This is a genomic window from Sulfitobacter sp. HNIBRBA3233 (genome assembly GCF_040149665.1).
GTDB classification, from domain to species: Bacteria; Pseudomonadota; Alphaproteobacteria; order Rhodobacterales; family Rhodobacteraceae; genus Sulfitobacter; species Sulfitobacter marinivivus.
In genome coordinates, this window is record NZ_JBEFLP010000001.1 from 2199465 (window position 1) to 2225330 (window position 25866).

General features: G+C 63.2%; 24 protein-coding genes and 1 riboswitch. Of the genes, 11 read left to right on the forward strand and 13 right to left on the reverse strand.

What is annotated here, in order from left to right; translation table 11 throughout:
* Positions 1-3: 3 nt before the first annotated feature.
* Positions 4-103, reverse strand: a riboswitch (TPP riboswitch).
* Between the two features lie 89 nt (positions 104-192).
* From aroC to ABMC89_RS10860, 5 genes are all read left to right on the forward strand, one after another.
* Entirely contained in the window at positions 193-1302 is a 1110-nt protein-coding gene (gene aroC, locus ABMC89_RS10840; RefSeq protein ID WP_349567943.1) for a chorismate synthase, read from the forward strand.
* Positions 1303-1309: 7 nt separating this feature from the next.
* Positions 1310-2245 (forward strand): DMT family transporter, encoded by a 936-nt coding sequence (locus tag ABMC89_RS10845; RefSeq protein ID WP_349568600.1) that lies wholly within the window; start codon positions 1310-1312, stop codon positions 2243-2245.
* 24 nt (positions 2246-2269) lie between these two features.
* Complete coding sequence (gene cobO, locus ABMC89_RS10850; RefSeq protein WP_349567944.1) at positions 2270-2863, forward strand: cob(I)yrinic acid a,c-diamide adenosyltransferase; 594 nt, start codon at positions 2270-2272, stop codon at positions 2861-2863.
* Positions 2864-2874: 11 nt separating this feature from the next.
* Complete coding sequence (locus tag ABMC89_RS10855; RefSeq protein WP_349567945.1) at positions 2875-3630, forward strand: SDR family NAD(P)-dependent oxidoreductase; 756 nt, start codon at positions 2875-2877, stop codon at positions 3628-3630.
* Between the two features lie 123 nt (positions 3631-3753).
* Entirely contained in the window at positions 3754-4704 is a 951-nt protein-coding gene (locus ABMC89_RS10860) for a cyclase family protein (RefSeq protein WP_349567946.1), read from the forward strand.
* 76 nt (positions 4705-4780) lie between these two features.
* On the opposite strand, the gene ABMC89_RS10865 is transcribed toward ABMC89_RS10860, so the two are convergent.
* Positions 4781-5650, reverse strand: a complete 870-nt coding sequence (locus tag ABMC89_RS10865) for a branched-chain amino acid aminotransferase (RefSeq protein ID WP_349567947.1) — start codon at positions 5648-5650, stop codon at positions 4781-4783.
* A 180-nt stretch (positions 5651-5830) separates the two neighbouring features.
* Between ABMC89_RS10865 and ABMC89_RS10870 the strand changes: the two genes are divergently transcribed.
* The 5 genes from ABMC89_RS10870 to dxs all read left to right on the forward strand — a co-directional run bounded on the left by ABMC89_RS10870 (position 5831) and on the right by dxs (position 10217).
* A complete protein-coding gene (locus ABMC89_RS10870; RefSeq protein WP_349567948.1) occupies positions 5831-6340 on the forward strand; it encodes a MarR family winged helix-turn-helix transcriptional regulator in 510 nt (169 codons plus the stop codon).
* Complete coding sequence (locus ABMC89_RS10875) at positions 6337-7038, forward strand: response regulator (protein WP_349567949.1); 702 nt, start codon at positions 6337-6339, stop codon at positions 7036-7038. Before ABMC89_RS10870 ends, ABMC89_RS10875 begins: the two co-directional genes overlap by 4 nt.
* Before the next feature lie 129 nt (positions 7039-7167).
* Positions 7168-7410: an exodeoxyribonuclease VII small subunit gene (locus tag ABMC89_RS10880; RefSeq protein WP_349567950.1), complete on the forward strand. Its 243-nt coding sequence runs from the start codon at positions 7168-7170 to the stop codon at positions 7408-7410.
* 2 nt (positions 7411-7412) lie between these two features.
* On the forward strand, positions 7413-8279 hold the full coding sequence (locus ABMC89_RS10885) for a polyprenyl synthetase family protein (RefSeq protein ID WP_349567951.1): 867 nt from the start codon (positions 7413-7415) through the stop codon (positions 8277-8279).
* Positions 8280-8288: 9 nt separating this feature from the next.
* Entirely contained in the window at positions 8289-10217 is a 1929-nt protein-coding gene (gene dxs / locus ABMC89_RS10890) for a 1-deoxy-D-xylulose-5-phosphate synthase (RefSeq protein WP_349567952.1), read from the forward strand.
* On the opposite strand, the gene ABMC89_RS10895 is transcribed toward dxs, so the two are convergent.
* The 8 genes from ABMC89_RS10895 to ABMC89_RS10930 all read right to left on the reverse strand — a co-directional run bounded on the left by ABMC89_RS10895 (position 10205) and on the right by ABMC89_RS10930 (position 19035).
* Positions 10205-11035 (reverse strand): ion transporter, encoded by an 831-nt coding sequence (locus ABMC89_RS10895; RefSeq protein WP_349567953.1) that lies wholly within the window; start codon positions 11033-11035, stop codon positions 10205-10207. The genes dxs and ABMC89_RS10895 overlap by 13 nt on opposite strands.
* A 117-nt stretch (positions 11036-11152) precedes the next feature.
* A complete protein-coding gene (locus tag ABMC89_RS10900; protein WP_349567954.1) occupies positions 11153-12019 on the reverse strand; it encodes an SDR family oxidoreductase in 867 nt (288 codons plus the stop codon).
* 101 nt (positions 12020-12120) lie between these two features.
* A complete protein-coding gene (locus ABMC89_RS10905) occupies positions 12121-12366 on the reverse strand; it encodes a hypothetical protein (RefSeq protein WP_349567955.1) in 246 nt (81 codons plus the stop codon).
* A 149-nt stretch (positions 12367-12515) separates the two neighbouring features.
* Entirely contained in the window at positions 12516-13220 is a 705-nt protein-coding gene (locus ABMC89_RS10910; RefSeq protein WP_349567956.1) for a YjbF family lipoprotein, read from the reverse strand.
* On the reverse strand, positions 13217-15376 hold the full coding sequence (locus ABMC89_RS10915; protein ID WP_349567957.1) for a YjbH domain-containing protein: 2160 nt from the start codon (positions 15374-15376) through the stop codon (positions 13217-13219). Before ABMC89_RS10915 ends, ABMC89_RS10910 begins: the two co-directional genes overlap by 4 nt.
* Positions 15377-15506: 130 nt before the next feature.
* Positions 15507-17393: a polysaccharide biosynthesis protein gene (locus ABMC89_RS10920; protein WP_349567958.1), complete on the reverse strand. Its 1887-nt coding sequence runs from the start codon at positions 17391-17393 to the stop codon at positions 15507-15509.
* A gap of 167 nt (positions 17394-17560) precedes the next feature.
* On the reverse strand, positions 17561-18172 hold the full coding sequence (locus ABMC89_RS10925; RefSeq protein WP_349567959.1) for a sugar transferase: 612 nt from the start codon (positions 18170-18172) through the stop codon (positions 17561-17563).
* Positions 18169-19035 (reverse strand): NAD-dependent epimerase/dehydratase family protein, encoded by an 867-nt coding sequence (locus ABMC89_RS10930; RefSeq protein WP_349567960.1) that lies wholly within the window; start codon positions 19033-19035, stop codon positions 18169-18171. The genes ABMC89_RS10925 and ABMC89_RS10930 overlap by 4 nt, the downstream gene beginning before the upstream one ends.
* 67 nt (positions 19036-19102) lie before the next feature.
* Here ABMC89_RS10930 and ABMC89_RS10935 point away from each other — a divergent pair, with 67 nt between their 5' ends.
* Positions 19103-20242, forward strand: coding sequence for a polysaccharide biosynthesis/export family protein (locus ABMC89_RS10935; RefSeq protein WP_349567961.1), 1140 nt, complete (start codon positions 19103-19105; stop codon positions 20240-20242).
* A 17-nt stretch (positions 20243-20259) separates the two neighbouring features.
* On the opposite strand, the gene ABMC89_RS10940 is transcribed toward ABMC89_RS10935, so the two are convergent.
* The 4 genes from ABMC89_RS10940 to ABMC89_RS10955 all read right to left on the reverse strand — a co-directional run bounded on the left by ABMC89_RS10940 (position 20260) and on the right by ABMC89_RS10955 (position 25809).
* The gene (locus tag ABMC89_RS10940; RefSeq protein ID WP_349567962.1) at positions 20260-21510 is read right to left on the reverse strand and encodes a glycosyltransferase family 4 protein; all 1251 of its coding nucleotides are present in this window, start codon (positions 21508-21510) and stop codon (positions 20260-20262) included.
* 76 nt (positions 21511-21586) lie between these two features.
* Positions 21587-22366 (reverse strand): carnitinyl-CoA dehydratase, encoded by a 780-nt coding sequence (locus ABMC89_RS10945; protein WP_349567963.1) that lies wholly within the window; start codon positions 22364-22366, stop codon positions 21587-21589.
* Complete coding sequence (locus ABMC89_RS10950; protein ID WP_349567964.1) at positions 22363-24393, reverse strand: acetate--CoA ligase family protein; 2031 nt, start codon at positions 24391-24393, stop codon at positions 22363-22365. Before ABMC89_RS10950 ends, ABMC89_RS10945 begins: the two co-directional genes overlap by 4 nt.
* Before the next feature lie 252 nt (positions 24394-24645).
* On the reverse strand, positions 24646-25809 hold the full coding sequence (locus ABMC89_RS10955) for an acyl-CoA dehydrogenase family protein (RefSeq protein ID WP_349567965.1): 1164 nt from the start codon (positions 25807-25809) through the stop codon (positions 24646-24648).
* Positions 25810-25866 lie beyond the last annotated feature (57 nt).

The window sequence follows — 25866 nt, forward strand, 5'->3', positions numbered from 1 at the left end:
TTGGATGGATGTCCAGACCTTCCCTCCGCCGGTGTTAACCGGTTCAGGTTCAACGGGTCAGCTTTCGCAATCTCAGCGCCGCAGCGCCCCCCGAGGTGCCCCAAGAGCTAGGACAGCTGCATCCCCTTGGCAAGGCAAATCCCCTTGAGCGCACCCGCTCCCCCGGCTAAGGCAGGGAGGAAGGAGCACCGCATGTCGATCAACAGCTTTGGCCATCTTTTCCGTGTGACCACCTGGGGCGAAAGCCACGGGCCGGCTTTGGGTGCGACCGTGGATGGCTGCCCCCCGGGCGTAGAGATCGACGCGGGCATGATCCAGCACTGGCTCGACAAGCGCAAACCCGGGCAGAACAAATTCACCACCCAGCGCCGCGAGGCGGATGAGGTCCGGATTCTGTCTGGCACGTTCGAAGGCGTGACCACCGGCACCCCCGTGCAGTTGTTGATTGAAAACACCGACCAACGGTCGAAGGACTACGGCGATATCAAGGACAAGTTCCGCCCCGGTCATGCGGACATCACCTATTTCCAGAAGTACGGCGTGCGCGATTATCGCGGCGGCGGACGGTCCTCGGCGCGCGAGACGGCCAGCCGGGTCGCGGCGGGCGGTTTGGCCCGCGAGGCGATCAAGGCGATCGCGCCGAACGTGCAGATCACCGGCTACATGGTGCAGATGGGACCGCACAAGATCGACCGGGATGCGTTCGACTGGGACCAGATCGAGCAGAACCCTTTCTGGGTCCCGGACGCCCGCGCGGCAGCCGATTGGGCAGACTATCTCGATGGCCTGCGCAAATCGGGGTCTTCCGTCGGGGCGATCATTGAGGTCACCGCGCGCGGTGTCCCTGCGGGCATCGGCGCGCCTGTTTACGGCAAGCTCGATACCGATCTGGCGGCCGCGATGATGAGCATCAATGCCGTGAAGGGCGTCGAGATCGGCGAGGGCATGTCGGCGGCCATGCTGACCGGCGAGCTGAACGCGGACGAGATCACCATGGGCCCCGACGGCCCGCAGTATTCGTCAAATCACGCGGGCGGCATTCTGGGCGGGATCAGCACCGGACAGGACATCGTCGTGCGCTTTGCCGTCAAGCCGACCTCCAGCATCCTGACCACCCGCCGTACCATCACCAAGACCGGCGAAGAGACCGAGATCATCACCAAGGGCCGTCACGACCCCTGCGTCGGCATCCGCGCGGTGCCGGTGGGCGAGGCGATGATGGCCTGCGTGATCCTCGATCACCTGCTCCTCCACCGCGGGCAGGTCGGTGAAAACCGCGGCACGATCGGGCCCGGCGCGTGATGACGCGATGAAGGTCGAGGATTTCTCAGCCAGACCGGCACTCGGTGTTGCCCTGAAAATCACCGCGATCTTTCTGTTCACCTGCATGTCGGCGATCATCAAATCCACCTCGGACGAGATCCCCCCAGGCGAGCAGGTATTCTTCCGCTCGCTGTTTGCCATCCCGATCATCCTTGCCTGGCTGGCCCAGCGCGGGCAGCTGAAAATCGGCCTGAAAGCCAAGAAGCCGATGGGCCACGTCTGGCGGGGCCTGTTCGGCACCACAGCCATGGGTCTGACGTTCGGCGGGCTGGGCCTGCTGCCCCTGCCCGAAGTCACGGCCATCGGGTTCGCCACTCCGATCTTCACGGTGCTTCTTGCCGCGCTGATGCTCGGAGAACGCATCCGATTCCTGCGGATCAGCGCGGTCGCCGTCGGGCTTGTCGGGGTCATCATCATCCTCTGGCCCCGGTTTGGCGGCGCGCGGCTGGATCACATGGCCACCATCGGTGCGCTGATGATCCTCGGGGCCACGCTGATGCGCAGCCTTGTCCAGATACACCTGCGCCAGCTGGTGCAGAACGAACATACAGCCGCGATCGTCTTTTACTTTTCGGCCACCGCGACCGTCCTGTCGCTGTTCACCCTGCCCTTCGGCTGGGTCGTCCCCACCGGGCAGACTGCACTCTTGCTCGTGTCGGCGGGGCTGGTGGGCGGCGTGGCCCAGATCCTCGTGACCTCCTCCTACCGGTTCGGATCGGTGTCGATGCTGGCGCCCTATGACTATACCTCGATGCTTTTTGCCATCGTGCTGGGCTACGTCATCTTCGGAGAACTGCCCACGGTGATGATGCTGGCGGGCGCCTCGCTCGTGATTGTGGCGGGCGTGCTCGTGATCTGGCGCGAACATCAACTGGGGATGGAGCGCGGCAAGATCCGCGCCGTATCCGTCCCGAAATCCTGAGATCAACCCCGAAGGGAGCTTTCAATGACCGACGACCACAAGGAAAAGATGCAAGAGCGTCAGGCCGAACAGCGAAAGAAGGTCTCGGAGCTTAAAGACCCCGAGCAGGGCCTCGTGCTGGTGCACACCGGCGCGGGCAAAGGCAAATCCTCCTCCGCTTTCGGTGTGGTGATCCGCGCGCTCGGCTGGAAGCAGACCGTCGGCGTCGTGCAGTTCATCAAGGGCAAATGGAAAACCGGCGAACGCCAGTTCTTCGACCGTCTGGGAGAGGTGACCTGGCATACGATGGGCGAAGGGTTCACCTGGGACACGCAGGACAAGGACCGCGACATCGCGGCGGCGCAGGCGGCTTTCGCCAAGGCCCGCGACATGATGGAAAGCGGCGACTATGACCTGATCGTTCTGGACGAGATCAACATCGCCATGCGCTACGACTATCTGTCGGTTGCGGATGTGATCGCCGGTCTGGAGGCGCGCAATGCACGTACCGGCGTGATCCTGACGGGCCGTGACGCCAAGGCCGAACTGTGCGACTATGCCGATCTGGTCACCGAAATGACCGAAGTGAAGCACCCATTCAAAGCGGGCATCAAGGCGCAGCGCGGCGTGGACTACTGAAGGGAACGGACGTGGAGCAGAAAGTCGCCCTCGTTACCGGTGCCGCACGCGGGATCGGGTTTGCCACCGCGAAACTCTTTCTCGAGGAAGGGTGGCTGGTTGCCGCACTCGACCGCGACGGCGATGCGCTCGGCCCTGCGGTGGACGAGCTTGGGCAGGGCGCAAGTGCGCTGGTCCATGACGTCTCCAGCCCCGATCAGGCGCAGGCCGCTGTGGCCGCCGCGATCGAGAAATTCGGCCGCATCGACGCGCTGGTCAACAACGCGGGCGTCGCCGATTTCGGCCCCATCGAGGAAACGACATTCGACCGCTGGCGCACCGTCATGGCCACGAACCTCGACGGGGTGTTCCTGATGTCGCAGGCCGCCATTCCGGCCCTGAAAAAGACACGCGGCGCGCTTTTGAACATCGCATCCATATCGGGGCTGCGCGCCTCGACCCTGCGGGTCGCCTACGGCACCTCGAAGGCGGCGGTGATCCATCTGACCAAACAGCAGGCCGCCGAACTGGGCGAATACGGCATTCGCGCCAATTGTGTCTGCCCCGGCCCTGTCCGGACCAAGCTTGCCATGGCCGTGCACACGCAGGACATCATCGACGCCTACCACGACGCCATCCCGCTGAACCGCTATGGATCGGAACGCGAAATCGCCGAGGTCATCGTGTTCCTGTGCTCTGACAAGGCAAGCTATGTCACCGGTCAGGTCGTGGCCTCTGACGGCGGTTTCGAGAGCACCGGTGTCGGCCTGCCGGCCCTGCGCAAATAATTGCCCAGGCAATTGACGTAACGTCATTATGCAATCGGCGCGTGCATCCCGTGCTAGCCTGATCCTCCAGACCCAAGCGAATCGTCCCGCCAGAGGACGCGCCGGTCCAACATCGGAGGATTTATGTTATTCAAATCATTTAGTGCATTTTGCCTAGGCCTGACGCTGAGCGCGGGCGCGGCGCTCGCGCAGGATTGCGACACATCAGAGCAGTGGGGCGCGGAAGATACGCTCGGCTCTGCCAACCTTGTGACCCCCGAACGCACGCTTGAAGCGGTAAAGCTGATCAAGCAGGGCAAATCCATGCCGCTTGGCATTGCCATTGGGCCGAACACACCCGCCTTCCCGCCACGCTCGCTGTCGCTTCAGGTTGTGCAGCCGAACCAGCAAGGCGGTCAGAAACTTACCGGTTTCGGCTACGAGGGCAATTACAACGACGATATTCTGCAAACATGGATAGGGATCGGCAGCCAGCTCGACGGGCTGGGCCACCTCGGGGAAAATGGCCACTACTACAACTGCCTCGACGAGAAAGAGATTTCCGCGATCACCGGCCTGACAAAGCTGGGCACCCATGCGGTGCCACCGCTGGTGGGCCGCGCCGTGATCCTTGATATGGCCGCGCACGCCGGTGTCGAGGTGATGCAGGCGGGCGACCATTTCGGATCGGAAGAGATCAAGGCCGCCGCCGAGGCGCAGGGCGTCGAGATGGGCGAAGGCGACATCATCCTGTTCCACACCGGATGGACCGAAGGGATGCTGGAAAGCGATCCGCAAGCCTGGGGCGGCACCGAACCGGGGCTGAACAACGAGGGCGCGGAATATATCGCCTCGCTCAATCCCATGGCAGTGGGTGCGGACACATGGGGGCTTGAGCCGATCCCGGCACCCGACGGCGACAAGGTCTTTTACGGCCACGTCACCCTGCTGAAAAAGAACGGCATCTACATTCTGGAAACGATGAATGTCGGGCCGTTGCTGCGTGAGGGGGTGAACGAATTCATGTTCGTGCTCGGCCAGCCCCGTATTGTCGGCACGGTGCAGGCCATGATCAATCCGGTCGCGCTGTACTGACCTTTCGCAAACCGTGAACGCACTGCGGCGGCCCGTTGGCCGCCGCAATTCCGTGTTGCCCGCGTGGGACTGAAGATCAGGCGCGCACCAGCTTCTCGTAGCTTTCGGCAATGTCGCGCGTCAGCGCGCCAACCTCGAAGGTATAGTCGCCGATCTGCCCCACCGGCGTCACCTCGGCGGCGGTGCCTGTCAGCCAGCACTGCTCAAAACCTTCGAGCTCTTCTGGCATGATGTGGCGTTCGTGCACCGTAACGCCACGCTCCTTGAGCATCCCGATCACCGTCTGCCGCGTGATCCCGTTCAGGAAACAGTCAGGGTCCGGCGTATGCACCTCTCCGTCCTTTACGAAGAACACGTTCGCCCCGGTCGCCTCAGCCACGTAGCCGCGGTAATCCATCATCAACGCGTCCGAACATCCCTTGGCCTCTGCCGCGTGTTTGGACATCGTGCAAATCATGTAAAGACCCGCCGCCTTTGCGTGGCTCGGGATCGTTTCGGGGCTGGGGCGCTTCCACTTCGAGATGTCGAGCTTGGCCCCCTTCATCTTGGCGTCGCCGTAATAGGCCCCCCATTCCCACGCGGCGATCGCCATGCGCACGGGGTTGCGCGCCGAGGCCACGCCCATGTCTTCGCCCGCGCCACGCCACGCGATCGCGCGGACATAGGCGTCCGACAGGCCGGAGGCCTTCAGCACCTCGGCCTTCGCAGCCTCGATTTCATCAACCGTGTAGGGGACTTCGAAGTCGATCATCTGTGCGGACCTGCGCAGGCGCTCGGAATGTTCGCGGCTTTTGAAGATCTTGCCGTTGTAGGCGCGTTCGCCTTCGAACACCGACGAGGCATAGTGCATGGCGTGGGTCAGGATATGCACCTTCGCATCGCGCCAGGGCACCATTTGCCCGTCTACCCAGATATGTCCGTCCCGGTCATCATACGCTCCGGCCATGCCGCTTTCCCTTCGAGGTTTGGACGCCAATGCGCGTCGAAATTTCCATTTATTGCGCATTATACGCCCAGCAGGGATATTAAGTTACGCAAAACCTCAGGCTGGGTAGCCTTTCGGGGTTGGAGTGTCAATAACACTGACATAAACTGCCGTGAATTCGCGAACCCCCGAGGAGGCTTCATGGACAGGCGCGCACCGGCACCCCAAGGCGGCGAAGCACTGCTGTTTTTGACAGACGAACAGCTGAGGCAGGGAATCGAGGCGATGTTCTTTGCCTATCGCGGCTTCACGGCCGATCCCGACAGGATTCTTGCCGATCTCGCCTACGGGCGTGCGCATCATCGGGCGATTCATTTCATCAACCGTGCGCCGGGAACGACGGTCAACAACCTGCTCAACCTGCTCGGGGTCACGAAGCAATCGCTGAACCGTGTCTTGCGCACCCTGATCGGCGATGGTCTGGTAGAAAGCAGGGTCGGGCGGCTTGATAAACGCGAACGGCATCTGCACCTGACCGAAACCGGGCGCGCGCTGGAACAACAGCTGTCCGATGCACAGCGGGCGCGAATGCGCGCCGCCTACCGCGAAGCGGGGCCGGAGGCCGTAGCCGGATTCCGCAAGGTACTGGAGGCGATGATGGACAGCGAAATGCAGGGGGCCTACACGCGGCTTCGGGACAGCAGCGCATGACTGTGGCTGACGCGCATCTTCTTGTTGTAGACGACGACGAGCGGATCCGCGCTCTGCTCAAGAAGTTTCTCATGCGCAACGGGTTTCTGGTAACGGCGGCCCGCGACGCCGCCCACGCACGGCGTATTTTGTCCGGTCTCGACTTCGACATGATCGTCCTGGACGTGATGATGCCGGGCGAGGATGGGGTCACGCTGACGCAATCCCTGCGGGAAACCCTTGTGACGCCAATCCTTCTGCTGACCGCGAAGGGAGAAACGGATGATCGCATCGCGGGGCTTGAGGCTGGCGCGGACGACTACCTGTCAAAGCCGTTCGAGCCGAAGGAACTGCTGCTGCGCATCAACGCGATCCTGCGGCGGATGCCCGACGCCCAACCCGCCGACACGGCGCCGAAGGTTCTGACGCTGGGGCCGATCCGCTACGACATGGAGCGCGGCGAGATGTGGCTGAACGAGGATCTGGTACGGCTGACCGCGACCGAAATCCAGCTGATGAAAATCTTTGCCGCGCAACCCAACGAACCGCTGAGCCGCGCCACGCTGGTCGAGGAACTGGGCCGCGATCGCGGGCAGGCACAGGAACGCGCGGTCGATGTTCAGATCACGCGCCTGCGACGCAAGATCGAGGACGACCCCAAGCAGCCGAAATACCTGCAAACGGTGCGCGGCGCAGGCTATATGTTGGCGCCGGACTGACCCGCCGCGCGGCCCCCCTAGGGCCTGCCAGACCTCGCAATTTTCCGCGCCGAATGCCCGGCCCTCCGCTGGCCTTGTGCGCCGGTTATGACTATGGTCGCGCCAAAGTTTCAGGAAAGGTTCACGCCCGTGAGTGACACACCCGTCGAAGAGATGAGCTTCGAAGCCGCGATGGCGGAGCTTGAAAAAGTATTGGGCCAGCTTGAGCGCGGCGACGTCGCCCTCGAGGAAAGCATCACGCTTTACGAGCGCGGCGCCGCGCTGAAGGCGCGCTGCGAGGCGAAGCTGAAAGAGGCCGAAGAAAAGGTCGCGGCGATCACGCTGGACGCGGACGGAAATCCGCAGGGACTGAAGCCGGTCGAAGGTCTCTGAAAATGCGGGCATTCCGGACCGCACTCGCAGAGGCGGGCGAACTGGCCGTGACCGAAATTCGCGCGGCCCTGTCGGGCATGGAAGGACCGGTCGCCGAGGCGATGCTTTTCGCTACGGTTGGTGGCAAGGGCCTGCGCGCCTTTCTGGTCATCGAAAGCGCCCGCTTGCACGGCGTGGAGCCGCAGCGGGCGGCCAAGGCGGCCGGCGCGATCGAAGCCCTGCATGCCTATTCGCTGGTGCATGATGATCTGCCATGCATGGACGACGACGACCTGCGCCGGGGCCAGCCCACCGTGCACCGCAAGTGGGACGAGGCAACCGCCGTTCTGGCTGGCGATGCGCTCCAGACACTGGCGTTCCAACTGTGCGCGACGGCCAATGTTACAGATGCCGCGCGCGTCGATCTGATGGCGTCGCTTGCCACCGCATCGGGAATTCGCGGCATGGTAGGCGGACAGGCCCGCGACATCGCGGCGGAAACCGCAACAACCCCGCTGACACTGGACGAGATTACAGCGCTTCAGGCGGGCAAGACCGGCGCGTTGATCGAATGGGCCGCGACCGCCGGCCCGCGCATGGCACAGGAAGACACAACAGCGCTCGCGCGGTTCGCCCGCGATCTCGGCCTCGCGTTCCAGATCGCGGACGACATCCTCGATGTCGAAGGGGACGCCGCGACCGTCGGCAAGGCCACGGGCAAGGACGCCGGCGCGGGCAAGGCCACCTTCGTATCGCTGCTGGGGCTCGATGCCGCGCGCGCAAGGGCCGCAGAACTTGTGGACAGCGCCTGTGACGCGCTATCTGCCTACGGAGATGACGCAGACATCTTGCGCGACGCGGCACGCTTTGTCGTGACCCGCAAGAGTTAGGATATCAAGATGACCGACCGCCCGCAGACGCCCCTTCTGGACAGCATCAAACGTCCCGCTGACCTGAAGCGATTGAACGACCGCGACCTGACACGCCTCGCGGACGAGCTGCGCGCGGAAACCGTGTCTGCGGTATCGGTCACCGGCGGCCACCTCGGGGCCGGTCTGGGTGTGGTGGAGCTGACCGTGGCGCTGCACGCTGTTTTCGATACCCCCCGCGACAAGATCATCTGGGACGTGAGCCACCAGTGCTATCCCCACAAGATCCTGACCGAACGGCGCGACCGGATCCGCACCCTGCGGACAAAGGACGGGCTGAGCGGTTTCACCAAGCGCAGCGAATCCCCCTATGATCCCTTCGGCGCGGCTCACAGTTCGACTTCGATCTCGGCGGCGCTCGGTTTTGCCGTGGCCCGTGATCTGGGCGGTGTCGTGCCCGAAGGGCTGGGCGACGCCATTGCCGTGATCGGCGACGGCGCAATGTCGGCCGGTATGGCCTATGAGGCCATGAACAACGCAGGCCACTTGAAAAAGCGCCTGATCGTGATCCTGAACGACAACGAGATGAGCATCGCACCCCCCGTCGGGGCGATGTCGTCCTACCTCAGCCGTCTTTATGCGGAAGAGCCGTTTCAGGAGCTCAAGCTTGCCGCGAAGGGGGCTGTCAGCCTTCTGCCCGAGCCGTTCCGCGAAGGCGCAAAACGCGCCAAGGACATGCTCAAGGGGATGGCTGTCGGCGGCACGCTGTTCGAACAGCTCGGGTTTTCCTATCTCGGCCCGATTGACGGCCATGACATGGACCAGCTGCTTCCGGTGCTGCGCACGGTAAAGGCACGGGCGACCGGCCCGATCCTCATCCATGTGCTCACGAAAAAGGGCAAGGGCTATGCCCCCGCCGAAAGCGCGGCAGACCGGGGCCACGCGACCGCGAAATTCGACGTGATCACCGGCAAGCAGACGAAGGCGCCCAGCAACGCGCCCAGCTATACTCGTGTCTTCGCCGATAGCCTGCTTCAGGAAGCTGCCGAAGATGACAAGATCTGCGCGGTTACCGCCGCGATGCCGGATGGCACCGGCCTGAACCTCTTTGCCGAACGCTACCCCTCGCGCTGTTTTGATGTGGGAATCGCGGAACAGCACGGCGTGACCTTCTCGGCAGCGCTGGCAGCCGGTGGCATGAAACCGTTCTGCGCGATGTATTCGACCTTTCTTCAGCGCGGCTACGATCAGGTTGTGCATGATGTCGCGATCCAGCGGCTTCCGGTGCGCTTTGCCATCGACCGCGCGGGGCTGGTCGGCGCGGATGGTGCGACCCATGCCGGATCCTTCGACGTGGCCTATCTGGCGAATTTGCCGGGCTTTGTTGTCATGGCCGCCGCCGACGAGGCGGATCTGAAGCATATGGTGGCCACCGCGGCCGCCTACGACGACGGCCCGATCGCCTTCCGCTTTCCGCGCGGCGAAGGCAACGGCGTCGAGATGCCCGAACGCGGCAGTCCGCTGGAGATCGGCAAGGGCCGTATCATGGCGCAGGGCAACCGCGTGGCGATCCTGTCATTCGGAACCCGGCTGGCCGAGGTTCAGCGCGCTGCCGAGGCGCTGTCGGCGCGTGGCATCACCCCCACGATCGCCGATGCCCGCTTTGCCAAACCGCTCGACCGCGAGTTGATCCTGTCGCTGGCGCGGGAACACGAGGCGCTCATCACTGTCGAGGAAGGTGCGATTGGCGGCTTCGGCAGCCATGTCGCCCAGCTTCTGGCCGAGGAAGGCGTGTTCGACACCGGCCTCAAATACCGCTCCATGGTGCTGCCGGATATCTTCATCGATCAGGCATCGCCGGCCGATATGTACGCAGTTGCGGGCATGAACGCCGAAGACATCGAGGCAAAGGTGCTGGCAACGCTTGGCCTAGGCCAAATCGGATCTCAGCGGGCCTGATCCGATCTCTCTTCGAGTAGCCTGTCCAGCTTGACCTCGAGCATGGCCAGTTTGTCATGCACTTCGGCGCGGTAGGCATCCGTGGAGGCCACGGATTCCTCCTGATGCGCGTCCTGCATCGAGTTCACGATCAAGCCGACCAGCAGGTTCACCACCGCAAAGGTCGTGACCATGATGAAGGGCACAAAGAACATCCACGCCAGCGGATAGACCTCCATCACCGGGCGGACGATCCCCATCGACCACGACTCCAACGTCATGATCTGGAACAGCGAATACCCCGAGCGGCCGAGTGTACCGAACCAGTCATTGAACTGGGCCGCTTGTTCGGGCGTACAGGCCGCACAGCCCATCCCGAAAAGCTTGGTCGCCATGACCGCCGCGATATAGAAGATCAGCGCCATCAGCACGAATACGGACGCCATGCCCGGCAGCGCCGTGACGAAGCCTTCGACCACCCGGCGCAGGCGCGGGGCCACCGACACCACACGCAGGACACGCAGGATCCGCAACGCCCGCAACGCCGAGAAACCCTGCGCGTCGGGCACAAAGGACACGGCGACAATCACGAAGTCGAAGATGTTCCACCCGTCGCGGAAAAACCGGCCACGATAAGCGATAAGCTTGGCCGCGATTTCCGCGACGAAGATCGCCAGGCAAATGCGATCCAGCGTCTTGATCAGGGATCCGGCAGCGTCCATCACGGTGCGCGATGTCTCGAGCCCAAGGATGACGGCGTTGAACAGGATCACGCCCAGGATGGCGTTCCTGACGCGATCGGATTCGAGGTAATCGGAAAGGGTACGCGCGGCGGCCATCGTGAAATCCTTTGTTTCGGTGGGGCCTATATGGCTGCTCGGCCTCGGCACAACAACCACCTGTCGCGGTCCTTTGCAGTCACCGCCAGCATCCGCTGCGCCGTGCAATCCGCGCGGTCATTCCCCGGACGGATCTGCCTGATTCTTCATCGCGTTCAGGCCGCTGCGATAGTCGGCATAGATCGGCGACCAGCCAAGTTCGGCCTTGATCCGGTCGTTTCGCACCCTCTTGCTTTCTGCGTAGAAGCTGCGTGCCATCGGGGTCATCTCGGCCTCTTCGAACGGGATGCCGGGCGGGACAGGCAGGCCCAGCAGTTCCGCCGCATAGGCGATGACATCCTGTGGCGGTGCCGGATCATCGTCACACAAATTATAGACTGCGCCGGGATTCGGGGACGCGATCGACAGCTCCAGCGCTTGCGCGATGTCATCCACATGAATGCGGCTGAAAACCTGACCATCCTTGATGATGCGCCGTGCCGTCCCGCGGCGCACCTTGGCGAACGGACCGCGTTCGGGTCCGTAGATACCGGCAAGCCGGAAGATATGAAGTGGCAGCTGCGCAATCGCCTGCCATGCGGCTTCGGCCTCGACACGCGCACGACCGCGCTTGGTCGCAGGCGTCAGGGGCGCGTCTTCGTCCACCCAGTCACCTGCATGGTCGCCGTACACCCCCGTGGTCGACAGGTAACCGAGCCAGCGCATGTCGGGCGCTGCCGCCGCAAAGGCGCCGTCCAGTTCAGCGAGAACGGGATCACCATCCGGGCCCGGCCCGGCAGAGATCAGAATGTTCGGAAACTGCGCGATGAGAGGGGCCAGATCGGCCCCCGGCCATTGCAGGGTCTCTATCCCGGTGGCTGCCAGCGCCTCGCATTTTTCGGCGCTGCGGCTCGTCCCCACGATCCGCCATCCCTGCGGGACCAGCCGCCGCGCCAGAGCCTGCGCCGAATACCCGTGCCCGATCGAGAGGAGCTGTTTGTTCATTCGGAAACTCAATTCATTGCTGCGCGTGCAACGGCCAAGCACAAACAAAAACGGCCTCCCCCGATGTCGGGGAAGGCCGGAAATTCTGGATGAAGTAAGACTTAGTCTTCTTCAACGCCCGAGTCGGAGTCGGAGTCGCTGTCGCTGCTGTTTGCGGCTGCTGCCAGCAGAGCGGCTGCTGCAACTGCACCGATCACGGCTGGAACGCCGATGCCGGAACCGACGGCAGGAACGAATACGCCTTCATCTTCTGGCTCGGCTTCAACAACTGCGTCGTTCAGCGAACCGGCGAAGGAAGCTGTTGCCATCATTGCGATGAGGGCGGATACGGAGAGCGTCTTAAACATTTTGGTCATCCTGTTTTGCGTAATTCAAGGGCATATTAGCCCGTCTTTCGACTTGCCTGACAAATAGCTGAAACGAAGTTGGTCTTCAACACACTATTCCCGGCCACAATACATTATTAGCAATGTCCCGCCAACTGTGGCGAAATTGCTTAGTTTTTGAGCAAAATCATCTCGAAATAGCCGGATCTGGCCCCAACCCACTGGCGGGATTTGCGCACCAGACCGGTGCCCGACTGGACCCAGTAATCGTTCGTGATCCGCTCGCCACCCGCGGCATCGCTGACACAGGTTTCACGCAGATGCGTTGTCTCAAATACTTGATTCACAACGGCAATATTCTCCTGACCGATCAGACGCACCTCACAGCGGAACTGGACTTCGGTCGCTGTGACGTCACCATCGGACAAGATATAGCGGCGGATCCCCGCATTTGCGGCCCTGTTCTGAAGCGCACGCACGGTCATCGACGCGTCCGAAGAGATGATATCCGCCCCGACTCCGCGTGTGGCTACAACGACACCATTTCGCAGAAAAATCTGGGCGTTGTCCGAGGATTTCCAGATTTCGACGTCTCCGGGATACGAATCGCGCCGCGTTGCAGCACGACGCAGGAAGTCGCTGCCACCCGCCATCTCGGGATTGACCTGAAGCGCCGCGATCTTGGTCTCAGCCAGCATCTTGGGCGTCACGACCACGGGCGGGGCACGCCCCTCGCTGCGCTGCTGGGCTGCCTGCTGTGCCGCCCCCAGAAGAAGCTGGGGAATATCGGTGCCTTCGTTGTTTTCGGAACTGCATCCGGACAACACGGCGACCACCGCGGCGAGCGCATAAAAGATTCCGACCTTGCGGATCATTCCCATACCCCCGACCAATTGCCGAAAAGCCCCTGCCGGTGCCCGTCACGTACCTGATTATAAAGCCTTTTGGGCACACTCAGACGCGCCCCGCCATCGCGCAGGATCGGCCGGATTGTTGTTTCGAAATTCCGCTTGTCCGGACGCCCGACAAACCAGCTTATCGGCACAGTGAGCGTGATGCCCTTGTCGAAGGATCCTTCGCCAAAGTCCTCCGCGGAAACATCTGTAAGGGTGAAGAACCCGCCGACCTTCCAGCCGTTGTCGAACTCCCGCTCCAGCGTCACTGTCGCGCCGACATCACCCGCAAGGTAGCGACCCACATCCAGCTGGCCGGTAAAGCCGTTGCCGAATTCGTAGTAGGCAGACGCATGTCCTGTCGCGACAGAATAGTCCCTGAACCCGAAACGCTGGTCGAAGTCGCGCTTTTTCACGTAGTTCGCTTCGATCCCAAGGGCGAGCCTGCTTGCCACCGGCTTCCAGAGCAGCTCGGCGGATACACCGCCATACATACGCTCCAGATAGCCCGCGGTCACCCGGGCGTAGAGATCGGCACCCGGCTTCCACTGGCGATTGATGTAGAGATTGCGCAGGGTCGTGTCACCGCCACCGGCATAGCGGACCGCGTCCGTGCGGACCCGCGGCAGCGCGGACTCCGTCGTCCGGACAGTATCGGCGATGTTGCCGCCCAGCCGATGCCGCAGTTCGCCCGCAACCGTCCAGCCCGGCGCAAACTTGTAAGATGCCTTGAGGCTGACGCCCCCGTCGACGCGGATAGGCTCTGTCGGATCGAAATAGCTTTGCGACAGGTAGGGCCCGATGGACCAATTGAACACCGAAACCAGATCTTCATTGTCGGCCGCGCCGATCAGGCTGGGCGCGGCGCTGTCGATGCCGGTCACGGCCAGCAGCGCATTCGGCGCATCCGGAGATGTCTCCAGCGCCTCCAGATCCGACCGCCGGAACACGACGGTCGACTTGGCCAGCCCGTCGGCCATCGGCGTCAGGCGGAAGGTTTCGACCGACGCAGGCAGCACCCGCGCCATCAGCCGTGCGGCGCGCCCGATGGCCACGCTTTCCGCGCGGTAGCGTTCGTTGCGGAACCGTATCTCGGTCGTCGATGCCGTGGTTTTTGCGGAGACCAGCGTCAGGCCCTCCGCCTCGAACAGTGGCGTGAGCGCGTCGCGCACGGCGCCCGATGCGCTTTCCTCGGATGCGGCCCAGGCACCGTCGTAGGCCTGCGGATCCTCACGGCGGCTCGGCCGGACGTCATAGGGGCGCGGCGCAGGCAACCGCAGCGGTGACAGCGGGCGCTTCGGATTGATCTGGATCTGAAGATTCACACCCAGTTCGGAGCCATAGAGATAGTACGCGCCCAGCCGCATGCTGTCAGACAGCTGGTATTCGGCCCCGAAGTTGAACCGGGACTTGCGATCGAAAACGCCGTTGCCGGTTTCGATGTCATAGGCATCCGAGCTATACTCGGCCTTCACGCCCCATTTGTCGTTGATCTGCCATTCCAGACCCGCGAATGGCGCGACATCGCCCCGAAACCACTGATCGAAGGAAGGCTCACCGCCGGTATCGCCGGGCTCGAACCCCGGGCGTTCGGCGCCAAAAGGCGCGCCGATGCTGCCGGAACTTGCCAGACGCCCCCAGCCAAGGCCGACCGTGGCCTTGATCTCTCCCGGAACGCGCGCGCCCGAGAAGGTTTTGGTCGCGACCACGTATTCGCCCGCATAAATCCCCGTGCCGGCAAAATCCTGAAGCCCGACCGTCACCGACGGCAAATACCTGCTTTCACGATTGAGCAGGAAGCGAAGGTCGAAGCTGCGGTCGCGGTAGGTCTCGAAACCGTCAAGATTGATATCGCGAATGCCGATGTACCGAAAGCTGGCCGAGATACGCGGCGCCGCCTGAAACGTCAGCGTCGTACGCGTGGTGCCGCCGAAATTCGAGATACCCACGACGAATTGCCCATCCGGCAACGCTTCGGCGGTGGGCATGTCGACCAGACCGGGAGAGCCGTAGAGGTTCAGCGTCGGACGGTCGGCAACACCGAAGACATGGTCGATATCTTGCGCAGCCGCCACCGATGGCAGGACCACGCCAAGCGTGGTCAATTTCAAAGCTGACTTGAGGAAACTTCGGATCATCACTTGCCCACTGCCCGGAAATGCATCTTTGGCCTTCTTTTCCAACTTAATGCACGGCGGTCCGCCTGAAAGCAACACACGAGCGGGACCAATGATGGGTTTAGCAACGCGCCGTGGCGCAATAGCGCGCCTAGACCGAAGAGGCTTCGGCCCCGGTCGGCTCGGTTTCCTTGCTTTCCACCCACCGTCTGACCACGGCGCGCGCCATGTCCTCGTCTCCCGCCACAACCGCTTCGCGCAGGCTGCGGATGGCCGACGCAATCTCGATCTGGGACGGGACTGCCTCAAGCGCGCTTGAAATCTTGGGATATTTCGTCCCCAGAAGATCGTTCGACAGGGTCAGTTCCTCGACCAGCTTTTCGCCCGGACGCAGGCCCGTGATCGCGATTTCGATATCGCCGTCCGGGTTGTTCTGGTCGCGCACCTCGAAACCGGCACGCTCGATCACCTGCCGCGCGAGGCGCAGGATCGGAACCGGCTCTCCCATGTCGAGAACGAATACCTCGCCGCCCTTGCTGATCGTGCCGGCTTGCAAAACCAGTTGCACCGCCTCCTGAACGGTCATGAAATACCGCTCTACACCCTTGTCGGTGACGGTCAGCGGCCCGCCGCGGCTGAGCTGTTCCTGGAACAGCGGCACAACAGACCCGGAGGAGCCCAGCACATTGCCGAACCGGACCATCGCGAAAACCGTTCCGGTTGAACGCCGCGCGAGATCCTGAACCACCATCTCGGCCAGGCGCTTGGAGGCGCCCATCACATTCGTCGGGCGCACGGCCTTGTCCGACGAAATCAGCGTGAACCGCTCGACACCGGCCTTGGCCGACTGCTCGGCCAGGGTCTGGGTGCCAAAGACATTGTTGACCAGCCCGGTCAGCGGATTGGCTTCGACCAGCGGGACGTGCTTGTAGGCCGCGGCGTGCAGCACCACCTGCACACCGTGGGTCACCAGAAGTTTGCGCACCTGACGGCTGTCGGTCACCGATCCCAGAACCGAGATGATTTCGGTCTCCAGATTGACCTGCTCGACGATGCCGCGCAGTTCCATGTCGATCTGGTAGAGCGCCAGTTCGCTCAACTCGAACAGGATCAGCTTGCGCGGACGGCAATCTATGATCTGTCGGCAAAGCTCGGACCCGATGGACCCGCCTGCCCCGGACACCAGAACCACGCGGTCCGCGTAGGTTGCCTGCGCATCGCCCAGCGGGTTCGCGACCTCGGCACGGCCCAGAAAGCTTTGCGGCGAGACCGGCGTCAGCTTGTCGACCAGTGCCTCCTCTCCGATCAGCTGCGAGAACGACGGAAGCGTCTGCACCTCAAGGCCCATCTGCTGCAAGCGCCGCGCGATCTGCGCCTGCTTGGGCCGGCTGAGCGACGGTACCGCCAGCAAGACGCGGTCGATCTGCTTTTCCTTGACGACCTCGGCAATGCGCGCGGGTGAATAGACCGGCAAACGCGCCACCTGCATGCCTTGCAAGCCCTTGTTGTCATCGACAAAGGCGACCGGTTGGATGGACTGGTGGCCGCGCAGGGCCGATACCAGCTGCATCCCCGTCGTGCCCGCGCCGTAAATCAGAACACGGCAGCGTGCAGAGGTCCGGCGGTAGATGGCCACGACAATCTGCAAGAGCACCGCACGGCTGGCGACGGCAAGGCAGAAGAAAACCACCCCGAAGACCATATGCAGCCCGACAGGCAGCCCCAGCCCCGCAATATCCGACAGGGTAAAGGAGGCCAGCGCCAGAAGCGCCGCGAACACAGCCGTGAGGCCGACGGCTGCCGCTTCATAGCCGCTGACCTGAATGTCGCAAATGCCGATCCAGATCGACACGCCGATGCAGACCGCGATCATGTAGGGAAGGATCAGCAGATAGTCCTGAATGTTCTCCAGCGTCCCGCCCGGCAGGTTCAGCGTGGCAAACGCGAAAAACAGGGCGAAGGGGACAAGTGTAGCATCAAGCGCCAGCATGATCCGGCGCTTCTGCGCCTTTGTCAGCGATTTGACCCAACCCAACATACCACTAGAACCCTCGAAAACTGGACAGACCCGGCAACTCGCCCCTTTGAGACGGCGCATCCAATCCGCATGAAAGTATAGTCAAACTAATCAAAGATTAACCAAAATTCGGCGGTGCAGCCAGTACGGCCGTTTTTCCGCCGATCGCTCCCTACCGTCAGCGACCGTCAGCCGCGACGGAAAAGGTTTGCGATCGTCTGGAAAACAAGGTCGAAATCGTAGCAAATGCTCTGGTTGCGCTGATAGATTAGGTCCAGCTTGGCCTTGCGCGGCACGCAAATGCGGCAATAGACATCATCGGTCTGCGCAGCGGTCGTACAGCGCGCAAGAAGGCGATCCTCGTGCCTGTGAAACCGAATCGTTGCAAGGCCGGTCACGCCGGGGCGGGATTTCAGCACTTCAGTGTATATCTCGGGAAACCGTTCCACGTATTCACGCAGGGGCGGGCGCGGTCCGACAAAGGACAGATCGCCCCGAAGGATGTTCCAAAGCTGCGGAAACTCGTCGAGCCGCCGTGCACGCAAACGTGCCCCGACAGGCGTGACCCGCGATGCCTTGTGCGCACCGGAGACACCTTGATCCTCGTCAACGACCGTCATGGTCCGGAACTTGAGGAGCTGGAACGGCTCGTCAATGGTCTTCATCCTCTCGGCCACGTAGAACAGCGGACGGCCCTGTTTGAGGTAGATATAGATCACCAACGCCAGGATCGCCGGCGCAAGGACAACAGCCAGAAGGCTGGCGAAAAACAGATCGAAGCATCGCTTGCGCCAGTTCATGTTCGTGAAGATCCCTTGTCCGTATCCCTCCGCGCCTGTGCCACGAGCCCTGCGGGTGTCGTCTCGTCGGCAGAAAAATCATAGAGCCGTTGCAGCCGCGTGGTGTCCAGTACAACTTCGGCGATCACGTTTTCGTCCGGCGTTCGCGGTGTCCACGCCAGATCGGCGGCATCCAGCAGCGCACCCATCTGCACCGGTTCGGGTGCCGCGATGTTCAGGATCGCGGGAAGGGCCTCGGCCCGCGTGAGCGTTTCGAGAACGCGCGCAAGGCTGACCGGGCCGATGTAGCTGCGCGTCGGCGTCGATCCGTCTGCGAAACTGTCGATCTGCATCCCCGGCGCCCAGTTGCCAAGGATCGCATCGGCACCTGCCACGTTACCGATCCGCAGGATGCAACCACGGCCTCCCGCCTCGGCCAGAAACCGGCTCTCCATCTCGACCTTGGCACGCCCGTAGTCGGAGACGGGTGCTGTGGGCGCATCCTCGGACAGAAAACCGCCCGACCGGCCATAGACGGCAGCGGTGGAGGCCACGAACACCCGCGCCCCGGCTGGCGCTGCGCGGAGCGCCGCAAGGGCAAGATCGGTGTTGAGCGCCATCGCATCGCCGCTGGCGGCGGCATGGGCGGGCGTCACGCCCGACAGGCAGATCACCGCGCGGCATCCTTCGGCCGCGCGCACCAAAGCGTCGGGCATCGACAACGGATCGCATCGGATCATGCCCGGCCCGCCACCGCGCGAGACGGGGCGCAACAAACGCGGATCAGACCAGTGTCTGCGCAACATCCCGCCCAGTCGTCCCGAGGCCCCCATCAGGAGAACCGGACGATCGTCCCCGGATACCGTTGTAGACATTGACCTCATACTTCCATGCAGTATCTTGCCCCCAACGGATTTCCAAGCCGTGCAGCGCGGCTGCGGGGGGTTCTGGATGAACAAAGCGGGTATGCGGATGGGCCTTTTCTCGAAACTCTTCCTTGCGGGCTTGCTTGCTTTCACGATGGCAGCCTGTGATGGCCTGCCCCGCGGCGCGGCGGTACAATCGGAAATCGTGAAGGGAGCGGACCAGCCAGAGGCGGATTTCGCCGTCTACCCCGTGACCAAGAGCTTCCTGCCCAGTGTGCAGCACTGGCCCGAAACGGGCATCCGCAGATACGGCTGGCTGTCGCGCGATCACGGGTCCTCGGCCCAGATCATCCGCCCCGGCGACACCGTGAACCTCATCATCTGGGACAGTTCGGAAAACTCGCTGCTCACGATCCCCGGGCAGCGTACCGCGCGGCTTGACGGGATGCGCGTGTCCGAAACCGGCACCATTTTCATGCCCTATATCGGCAAGGTGCGGATTGCCGACAGAACCCCCGACAGTGCGCGCCAGCTGCTGCAACGGCAGATTGATCCCATCGTGCCCGGCGCGCAGGTCCAGCTGAGCATGGCGGAAGGGCGTGTGAACTCCGTCGATCTGGTGGGCGGCGTGAACGCTCCCGGCATTGTCCCGCTGCCCGATCAGAACTTTTCGGTTCTGGCGGCGATCTCGGCGGGCGGTGGCGTGCGACCGGCACTTGCGAACCCGCAGGTGAAACTGGTTCGCGGCTCAAGCATCTATCAGACCTCCGTATCGCGCCTTTACGAGGATCCCGCGCTCGATACCCGCCTGCGTGGGGGCGACAAGGTCATCGTTGAGGAAGACCGGAGATATTTCCTGTCGCTGGGTGCGGCGGGGCAGGAAAGCCAGTTCACCTTCAACCGCGACCGTGTTTCGGCGCTGGATGCGCTGTCGATCATCGGTGGTGTGGCTGACTCGCGCGCGAACCCGCAGGGTGTCCTAATCCTGCGCGAGTATCCGTCCAGCGCGCTGGCGGCTGGCCAACGCGGGCCACGTCAGCAGCGTGTTGTCTTTACCATCGACCTGACCACGTCTGACGGGCTGTTTTCGGCGAAAAACTTCCACATCAATTCGGGCGATCTGGTGCTGGCGACGGAAAGCCCCGTCAACAACGTCCGCACCATCGTGAGCATCGTCGGATCGGCCTTCGGCCTGATCAACGTGGCCAGCGCAGCCGGAAACTGACAAGGCCGGCCAGCCCGTCAGGGCAGGACGATCCGTTTCTCTTCGGGCACCAGCGCGTTGATCTCTTCCAGATGCCGCGGCAGGCATTTCGTCAGGAAGTCGTATTCCCTGACCACGTGATCGCGGGCGGCCTTGCCCAGATGCGCGAACTCCTGCGGGCGCTCCAGCACCTCGATGACCTGCGCGGCAAGGGCGTCGGGATCGAAGAAGTCGACCAGAAGGCCGGTTTTTCCGTGGGTCATCGCCTCGCGCACCGGGGCCACATCGGCGGCCACGATGGTGGCCCCCATCGACATTGATTCCAGAAGCGACCACGACAGGACGAAGGGCATCGTCAGGTATATATGGCACCTGCTGAGCCGGATGATGGACTTGTAGCTCTCGAAAGGCACCTGCCCCAGAAAATGCACGCGGTCCCAGTCCACGCGGTCGCCGACCTCGGCCTCCATCTCGGCGCGCAGGCCACCGGGCTGTTTGCTTTTGGCGCCGTAAGATACCTCGTTGCCACCGATCACCAGAACGCGGGCGTTCGGGCGGGCCTCGAGAATGCCGGGCAGCGCGCGCATGAACTGGTGAAAGCCGCGCATCCGTTCCAGATTGCGCGCCATGTATGTCACGATCTCGTCGTCGCGGGTGATCGGCCAGTCCAGCCGCCCCAGTGTCAGCGATGCCCCGGCGTCCGGGGTCAGCTGGTCGGTCCGCACGCCGTCGTGGCAGACGTAGATCTTGTCGTGAAACTCTTCCGGAAAGCAGTCGCGCTGCCAGTATGTCGGACTGAGACCACGGTCGATGACCGGAAGATTCGCAAGCGGTGTCGCGTTGCGGGCCTGTAGCAGGAAGGGCGTGTGTTCGTTCACCGGCTCTTCGGGGTCGAAATTCACCGGCCCGCCGTAGAGGCGATAGTAATATTCGAAGAAGCCGATGATCGGCACGTCCGGCCATACCTGTTTGAAAAACGTCAACTCGCCCCAACCGACATGGCCGATCACGATATCAGGCTTGAACCCGTGTTCGACATCGAGCTTCCGTGCCGCAATGGCAGCGGCGAAACCGGCACCTGTGGCTTCTTCCCACACCTTGCTGAGCCCGTAGGCGTCGGTCTTCGGCTTGTGGTGCGGTTTATAGATAACGGTCTGGACGCCCTCGAATTTTGGCGGTTTCTGTCTTTGCGTCAGGAACACGATCCGGTGCTCGCCCGTGGCGGCAAGCCACTGCACAAGCTCGCGATACTGGCCCGGCATGTTCTGATGCACGAAAAGGAAATTCACGTTCGCACACTCCGGCGTTGATCGTATCGTCGCGCCGACAATAGCGGCAGCCGCGCAAGATTTGCAATTGGACCTCTCAACGACCTTTCCACACGGGATCGCGTTTTTCGGTGAAGGCCAGTGCGCCTTCCTTCTGGTCCTCGGAGGCATAAAGCGTATCTACCGTCGGCAGTTGCCGCTTTGTGATCCGGTTCATCGCGTCCTGGAATTTCGCGTCCTCCGCATCGCGGACGATTTCCTTTATCGCCGCATAGACAAGCGGCGGCCCCGACGCGAGCAGACGCGCCAGCTCCCGCGCGCGGTCCATCAACTGATCGGCTGGCAGGACCTCGTTCAAAAGGCCCCATCCCTTGCCTTCTGCCGCATCGAACCACCTGCCGGTGAGCAGAAGCTCCATCGCGATGTGGTAGGGGATGCGTTTGGGCAGCTTCACACTGGCCGCGTCGGCCACCGTGCCCGAGCGGATTTCGGGCAGTGCAAACTGGGCATGATCGGCGGCAAGGATCATGTCGGCGCTCAGCGCCAGTTCCAGACCGCCGCCGCAGCAAATGCCGTTCACGGCGGCAATCACCGGCTTGTTCATACCGCGCAGTTCCTGCAGCCCTCCGAACCCGCCGACCCCGTAATCCCCGTCCACGGCATCGCCTTCGGTCGCGGCCTTCAGATCCCAGCCCGGACAGAAGAATTTATCCCCGCCGCCGGTAATGATCGCGACGCGCAGGTCCGGATCGTCGCGGAAGTCGCGGAAAACCTCGCCCATGAGGCGCGAGGTCTGCAGATCGATGGCGTTCGCCTTCGGTCGGTCCAGCGTGACTTCGAGAATGGCACCATCACGGTGTGTCTTGATCGGGTTCATAACGGGTCTCCTGTATCCTGTTTTATCAAGGCGTCGACGGCCACCGCCCCCATGGGGGTGCACATCAGCGGATTGATCTCTATCTCTTCGACGCGGGAGGCATGCGCGGTCACATAGGATTGCACGGCCATGACGGTATCGCAGATCGCAGCCAGATCTGCACCCGGCGCCCCGCGATACCCTTCGATCAGGGGCCAAATTCTGAGCCGCCGCAGCGCCGCCTCGACCGCGCGGCGGTCGGCGGGGATCAGGAGGGTCTGTGTGTCCTGCCACAGTTCCGTCCGCGTCCCGCCCGCACCAACGGTCAGCAAGAACCCGTGCGCAGGATCGCGGACCACCCCGACAAGCAATTCGGCGACGGTCCCCCCCACCATTTCTTCCACCAGGTAGGGGCCGTCCCCCATGGCGCTGGCCGCGCCCAGCAAATCGGCAGGCTCAAGCCCGAGACGGACCGCGCCCGCCTCGGACTTATGCGCAAGGCCGAGGCGTTTGAGCGCCAAGGGAGGCCGAAGGGTGCCCGCCACCCGGGCCAGGCCTGCGGCCTCCGGTGCGACGCTGCCCTTCGGGATCGAGATACCGCAGGCAGCGAGTGCCGATTTGGCCGTCGCCTCATCCAGCAGCACCGGTGTGCGGTCCGGTCCCGCGGGAAGCGGTAGGGCCTCTTCGGGCCTGCGCCACGACGCGGCGGCCTCGGCGGCCGCCATCGTCTCGCTCAGGCCCTGCATCGGTACGACCCCGCCCGCGATCAACCGGTCGGCCACATCGGGCGGCATCAGTTCCGGCAGCGTTGCCGCCATCGCCACCGGACGGCCACTGCGCGCGGCGACCGCCAGCGCGGCCTCTGTGGCGCAGGTCCAGTCGCGAGGATCGGTATGGGGGTAGTCGACGATGATCAGCGTCAATCCGATATGGGGAGCGGCCATCGGCAGCCATGCCTCCGTCATCGCCGCCGCATTGCGCCAGACGTAGGTATGATAATCCAGCGGATTGCCCAGCGCGACCATCGGGCCCAGCGCCGCGCGCAGGGCGCCTGCCTGCACATCGGTCAGCGCCGGAAACGTCACCGCCCGACCAACGGCTGCATCCGCGGCAAGGCTGGCTTCTCCGCCGGAACAGCTGATCGACGACAGCTCCGGTGAGGAAAGCGGGCCGACCATGTGCAGCAGTTTCGCGGTTTCGAGCAGGGTTGGCAAATCCGCCACGCGCGCAATCCCGAGCCGTTTGAGCAAGGCCTCGGCCCCTGCATCCTGCCCCGCAAGAGACGCCGTATGCGATACAGCCGCACGGCGGGCCTGATCCGAGCGTCCGACCTTCACCGCGACCAGCGGCACCCCGCGCTCCGCCGCCTTGGTTGCCAGCGCATGCCATGCAGCGATATCGCCGAAGCCTTCGATATGCAGGGCGATGACGGTCACGCGCGGATCGTCCAGCAGCGCGGTCGCAATCTCGGCCTGACCGGTCTGCGCCATGTTTCCGCAGGCCACCACATAGGCGATAGGCAGACCGCGCCGCTGCATGGTCAGGTTGATCGCGATGTTCGACGATTGCGTCAGGATCGCCACACCCCGCGAAACGGGCTTGCATCCGTGCTGGTCGGGCCAGAGCAGTGCGCCGTCCAGCGCATTGATGAAGCCGTAGCAGTTCGGGCCCAGCACCGGCATTGCACCGGCCGCTTCGACCAGACGCGCCTGCAGATCCGATCCCGACGCATCCTCGGCCAGCGCCTCGGAGAAACCGGAAGCAAAGCAGACCGCACCGCCAGCCCCGATCCGCGACAGCCGCGCCACGACATCGACGGTCGCGAACCTGTTGACCCCGACAAAGGCCGCATCGGGCGGCGTATCCAGATCCTCGACCGCGGCAACAGCCTGCACCCCTTCGACGACCGGCATCTTGGGGTGCACCACGTCGATGCGCCCCGCAAATCCCATCAGGCGGGTCTGCCTGATGATCTCGGAACACCATGCGCCACCACCGATGACCGCGACAGACGCGGGGCGGAACAGACGCGACAGATCACGCGCCACGGAACGCGGGCCTCAGGCGAAAAACCATTCCTCCGGCGGGATAGTGCGTGGCCGGACGAGGTATCGCTTCACGGACAAACACCGGCGCAAGATACGCCTGCCAGAGAGCCGTGGGCCGCGCCAAGGAGCAACGCGGTGGTTTGCTCCTCGAGCCCCTGCCTATGCCGCGCCGGCTATCGCTGTCGGCCCTGTATTTTCCGGTACCGCCTGCCCTCAGGCCGAGGGCCGGCTGGCACCCCGCGCGATGCCGCCTCACGCGCCCAGCGCCCGGAGAAGATCGCGGCTGATGATATGTCGCTGGATCTCGCTTGTGCCGTCCCAGATCCGCTCGACCCGCGCATCGCGCCAGAACCGTTCCAGCGGATAGTCGTCCATCAGCCCCATGCCACCGTGAATCTGGATCGCAGCATCCGTAACCCGCGCGAGCATCTCCGACGCATAAAGCTTGGCCGACGCGATTTCGCGGTTCGCGGGCAGCCCCTTGTCCAAACGGTCCGCCGCGGCAAGCGTCAGCAGGTCTGCCGCATCGATTTCGGTGATCATATCGGCGATCTGGAAGGACACGCCCTGAAATTTTCCGATCTGCTGGCCGAACTGGCGCCGCTCGGCGGCGTAGCCGAGCGCGTAGTCGAAGACGCGGCGCGCGCGGCCGACGCTCATGGTGGCAACCGTGATCCGCGTGGCGTAGAGCCACGTGTTCATCACCTCGAAACCGCCATCGACCTCGCCCAGAACCTGCGCATCCGGCAGGCGGCAATCGTCAAATTCGAGGATCATGTTCTTGTAGCCACGGTGGCTGACCGATTTATACCCGTCACGGATGGTGAATCCTGGCGTGCCGCGATCTACGAGAAAGGCGGTGATCCTTTTCTTCGGCCCTTTCGGTGTCTGGTCCTCGCCGGTGGCGATGAACACGATCACGAAATCCGCGTGGTCGGCGCCGGAAATGAAGTGCTTGGTCCCGTTGACGATCCAGTCGCCGCCATCACGGACGGCAGCGCATTTCATGCCGCGCACATCCGATCCGGCACCGGGTTCGGTCATCGCCAGCGCGTCCATGCGGTCGCCGCGCACCGCGGGCATCAGATATCGGTCTATCTGCTCGCCTTCGCAGGCCATCAGGATGTTCTGGGGCCGCCCGAAGAAATGGTTAAGCGCCATGGACCCGCGCCCCAGTTCCCGTTCGACCAGTGCGAATTCCAGATGGCTCAGCCCCGCGCAGCCGACGCTTTCGGGAAAATTGCAGGCGTAAAAGCCCAACTCGATGGTCTTGCGCTTGATCTCGTCGGCGATCTCCTGCGGGACCTCACCGGTACGTTCGACCAGCGCTTCATGGGGATAGATTTCTTTTTCGACGAATGTGCGTACGGTGTCGGCAATCATGCCGTGTTCTTCGGTCAATCCGTAGTTTGTCATGGGGGCGTCCTTGGAAAAGCTGTGGGGTGGGGCGGATCAGGCCCCACCCGTTCGCCG

Excerpts from the sequence above, each read along its gene's own strand:
- ABMC89_RS10860 (WP_349567946.1), top strand. The coding sequence starts at position 3,754 with ATGTTATTCAAATCATTTAGTGCATTTTGCCTAGGCCTGACGCTGAGC.
- ABMC89_RS10865 (WP_349567947.1), bottom strand. The coding sequence starts at position 5,650 with ATGGCCGGAGCGTATGATGACCGGGACGGACATATCTGGGTAGACGGG.
- ABMC89_RS10915 (WP_349567957.1), bottom strand. The coding sequence starts at position 15,376 with ATGATCCGAAGTTTCCTCAAGTCAGCTTTGAAATTGACCACGCTTGGC.
- ABMC89_RS10955 (WP_349567965.1), bottom strand. The coding sequence starts at position 25,809 with ATGACAAACTACGGATTGACCGAAGAACACGGCATGATTGCCGACACC.
- ABMC89_RS10905 (WP_349567955.1), bottom strand. The coding sequence starts at position 12,366 with ATGTTTAAGACGCTCTCCGTATCCGCCCTCATCGCAATGATGGCAACA.
- ABMC89_RS10885 (WP_349567951.1), top strand. The coding sequence starts at position 7,413 with ATGCGGGCATTCCGGACCGCACTCGCAGAGGCGGGCGAACTGGCCGTG.
- ABMC89_RS10945 (WP_349567963.1), bottom strand. The coding sequence starts at position 22,366 with ATGAACCCGATCAAGACACACCGTGATGGTGCCATTCTCGAAGTCACG.
- ABMC89_RS10875 (WP_349567949.1), top strand. The coding sequence starts at position 6,337 with ATGACTGTGGCTGACGCGCATCTTCTTGTTGTAGACGACGACGAGCGG.
- ABMC89_RS10910 (WP_349567956.1), bottom strand. The coding sequence starts at position 13,220 with ATGATCCGCAAGGTCGGAATCTTTTATGCGCTCGCCGCGGTGGTCGCC.
- ABMC89_RS10920 (WP_349567958.1), bottom strand. The coding sequence starts at position 17,393 with ATGTTGGGTTGGGTCAAATCGCTGACAAAGGCGCAGAAGCGCCGGATC.
- ABMC89_RS10895 (WP_349567953.1), bottom strand. The coding sequence starts at position 11,035 with ATGGCCGCCGCGCGTACCCTTTCCGATTACCTCGAATCCGATCGCGTC.
- ABMC89_RS10925 (WP_349567959.1), bottom strand. The coding sequence starts at position 18,172 with ATGAACTGGCGCAAGCGATGCTTCGATCTGTTTTTCGCCAGCCTTCTG.
- ABMC89_RS10930 (WP_349567960.1), bottom strand. The coding sequence starts at position 19,035 with ATGAGGTCAATGTCTACAACGGTATCCGGGGACGATCGTCCGGTTCTC.
- aroC (WP_349567943.1), top strand. The coding sequence starts at position 193 with ATGTCGATCAACAGCTTTGGCCATCTTTTCCGTGTGACCACCTGGGGC.
- ABMC89_RS10870 (WP_349567948.1), top strand. The coding sequence starts at position 5,831 with ATGGACAGGCGCGCACCGGCACCCCAAGGCGGCGAAGCACTGCTGTTT.
- ABMC89_RS10935 (WP_349567961.1), top strand. The coding sequence starts at position 19,103 with ATGAACAAAGCGGGTATGCGGATGGGCCTTTTCTCGAAACTCTTCCTT.
- ABMC89_RS10845 (WP_349568600.1), top strand. The coding sequence starts at position 1,310 with ATGAAGGTCGAGGATTTCTCAGCCAGACCGGCACTCGGTGTTGCCCTG.
- ABMC89_RS10900 (WP_349567954.1), bottom strand. The coding sequence starts at position 12,019 with ATGAACAAACAGCTCCTCTCGATCGGGCACGGGTATTCGGCGCAGGCT.
- dxs (WP_349567952.1), top strand. The coding sequence starts at position 8,289 with ATGACCGACCGCCCGCAGACGCCCCTTCTGGACAGCATCAAACGTCCC.
- cobO (WP_349567944.1), top strand. The coding sequence starts at position 2,270 with ATGACCGACGACCACAAGGAAAAGATGCAAGAGCGTCAGGCCGAACAG.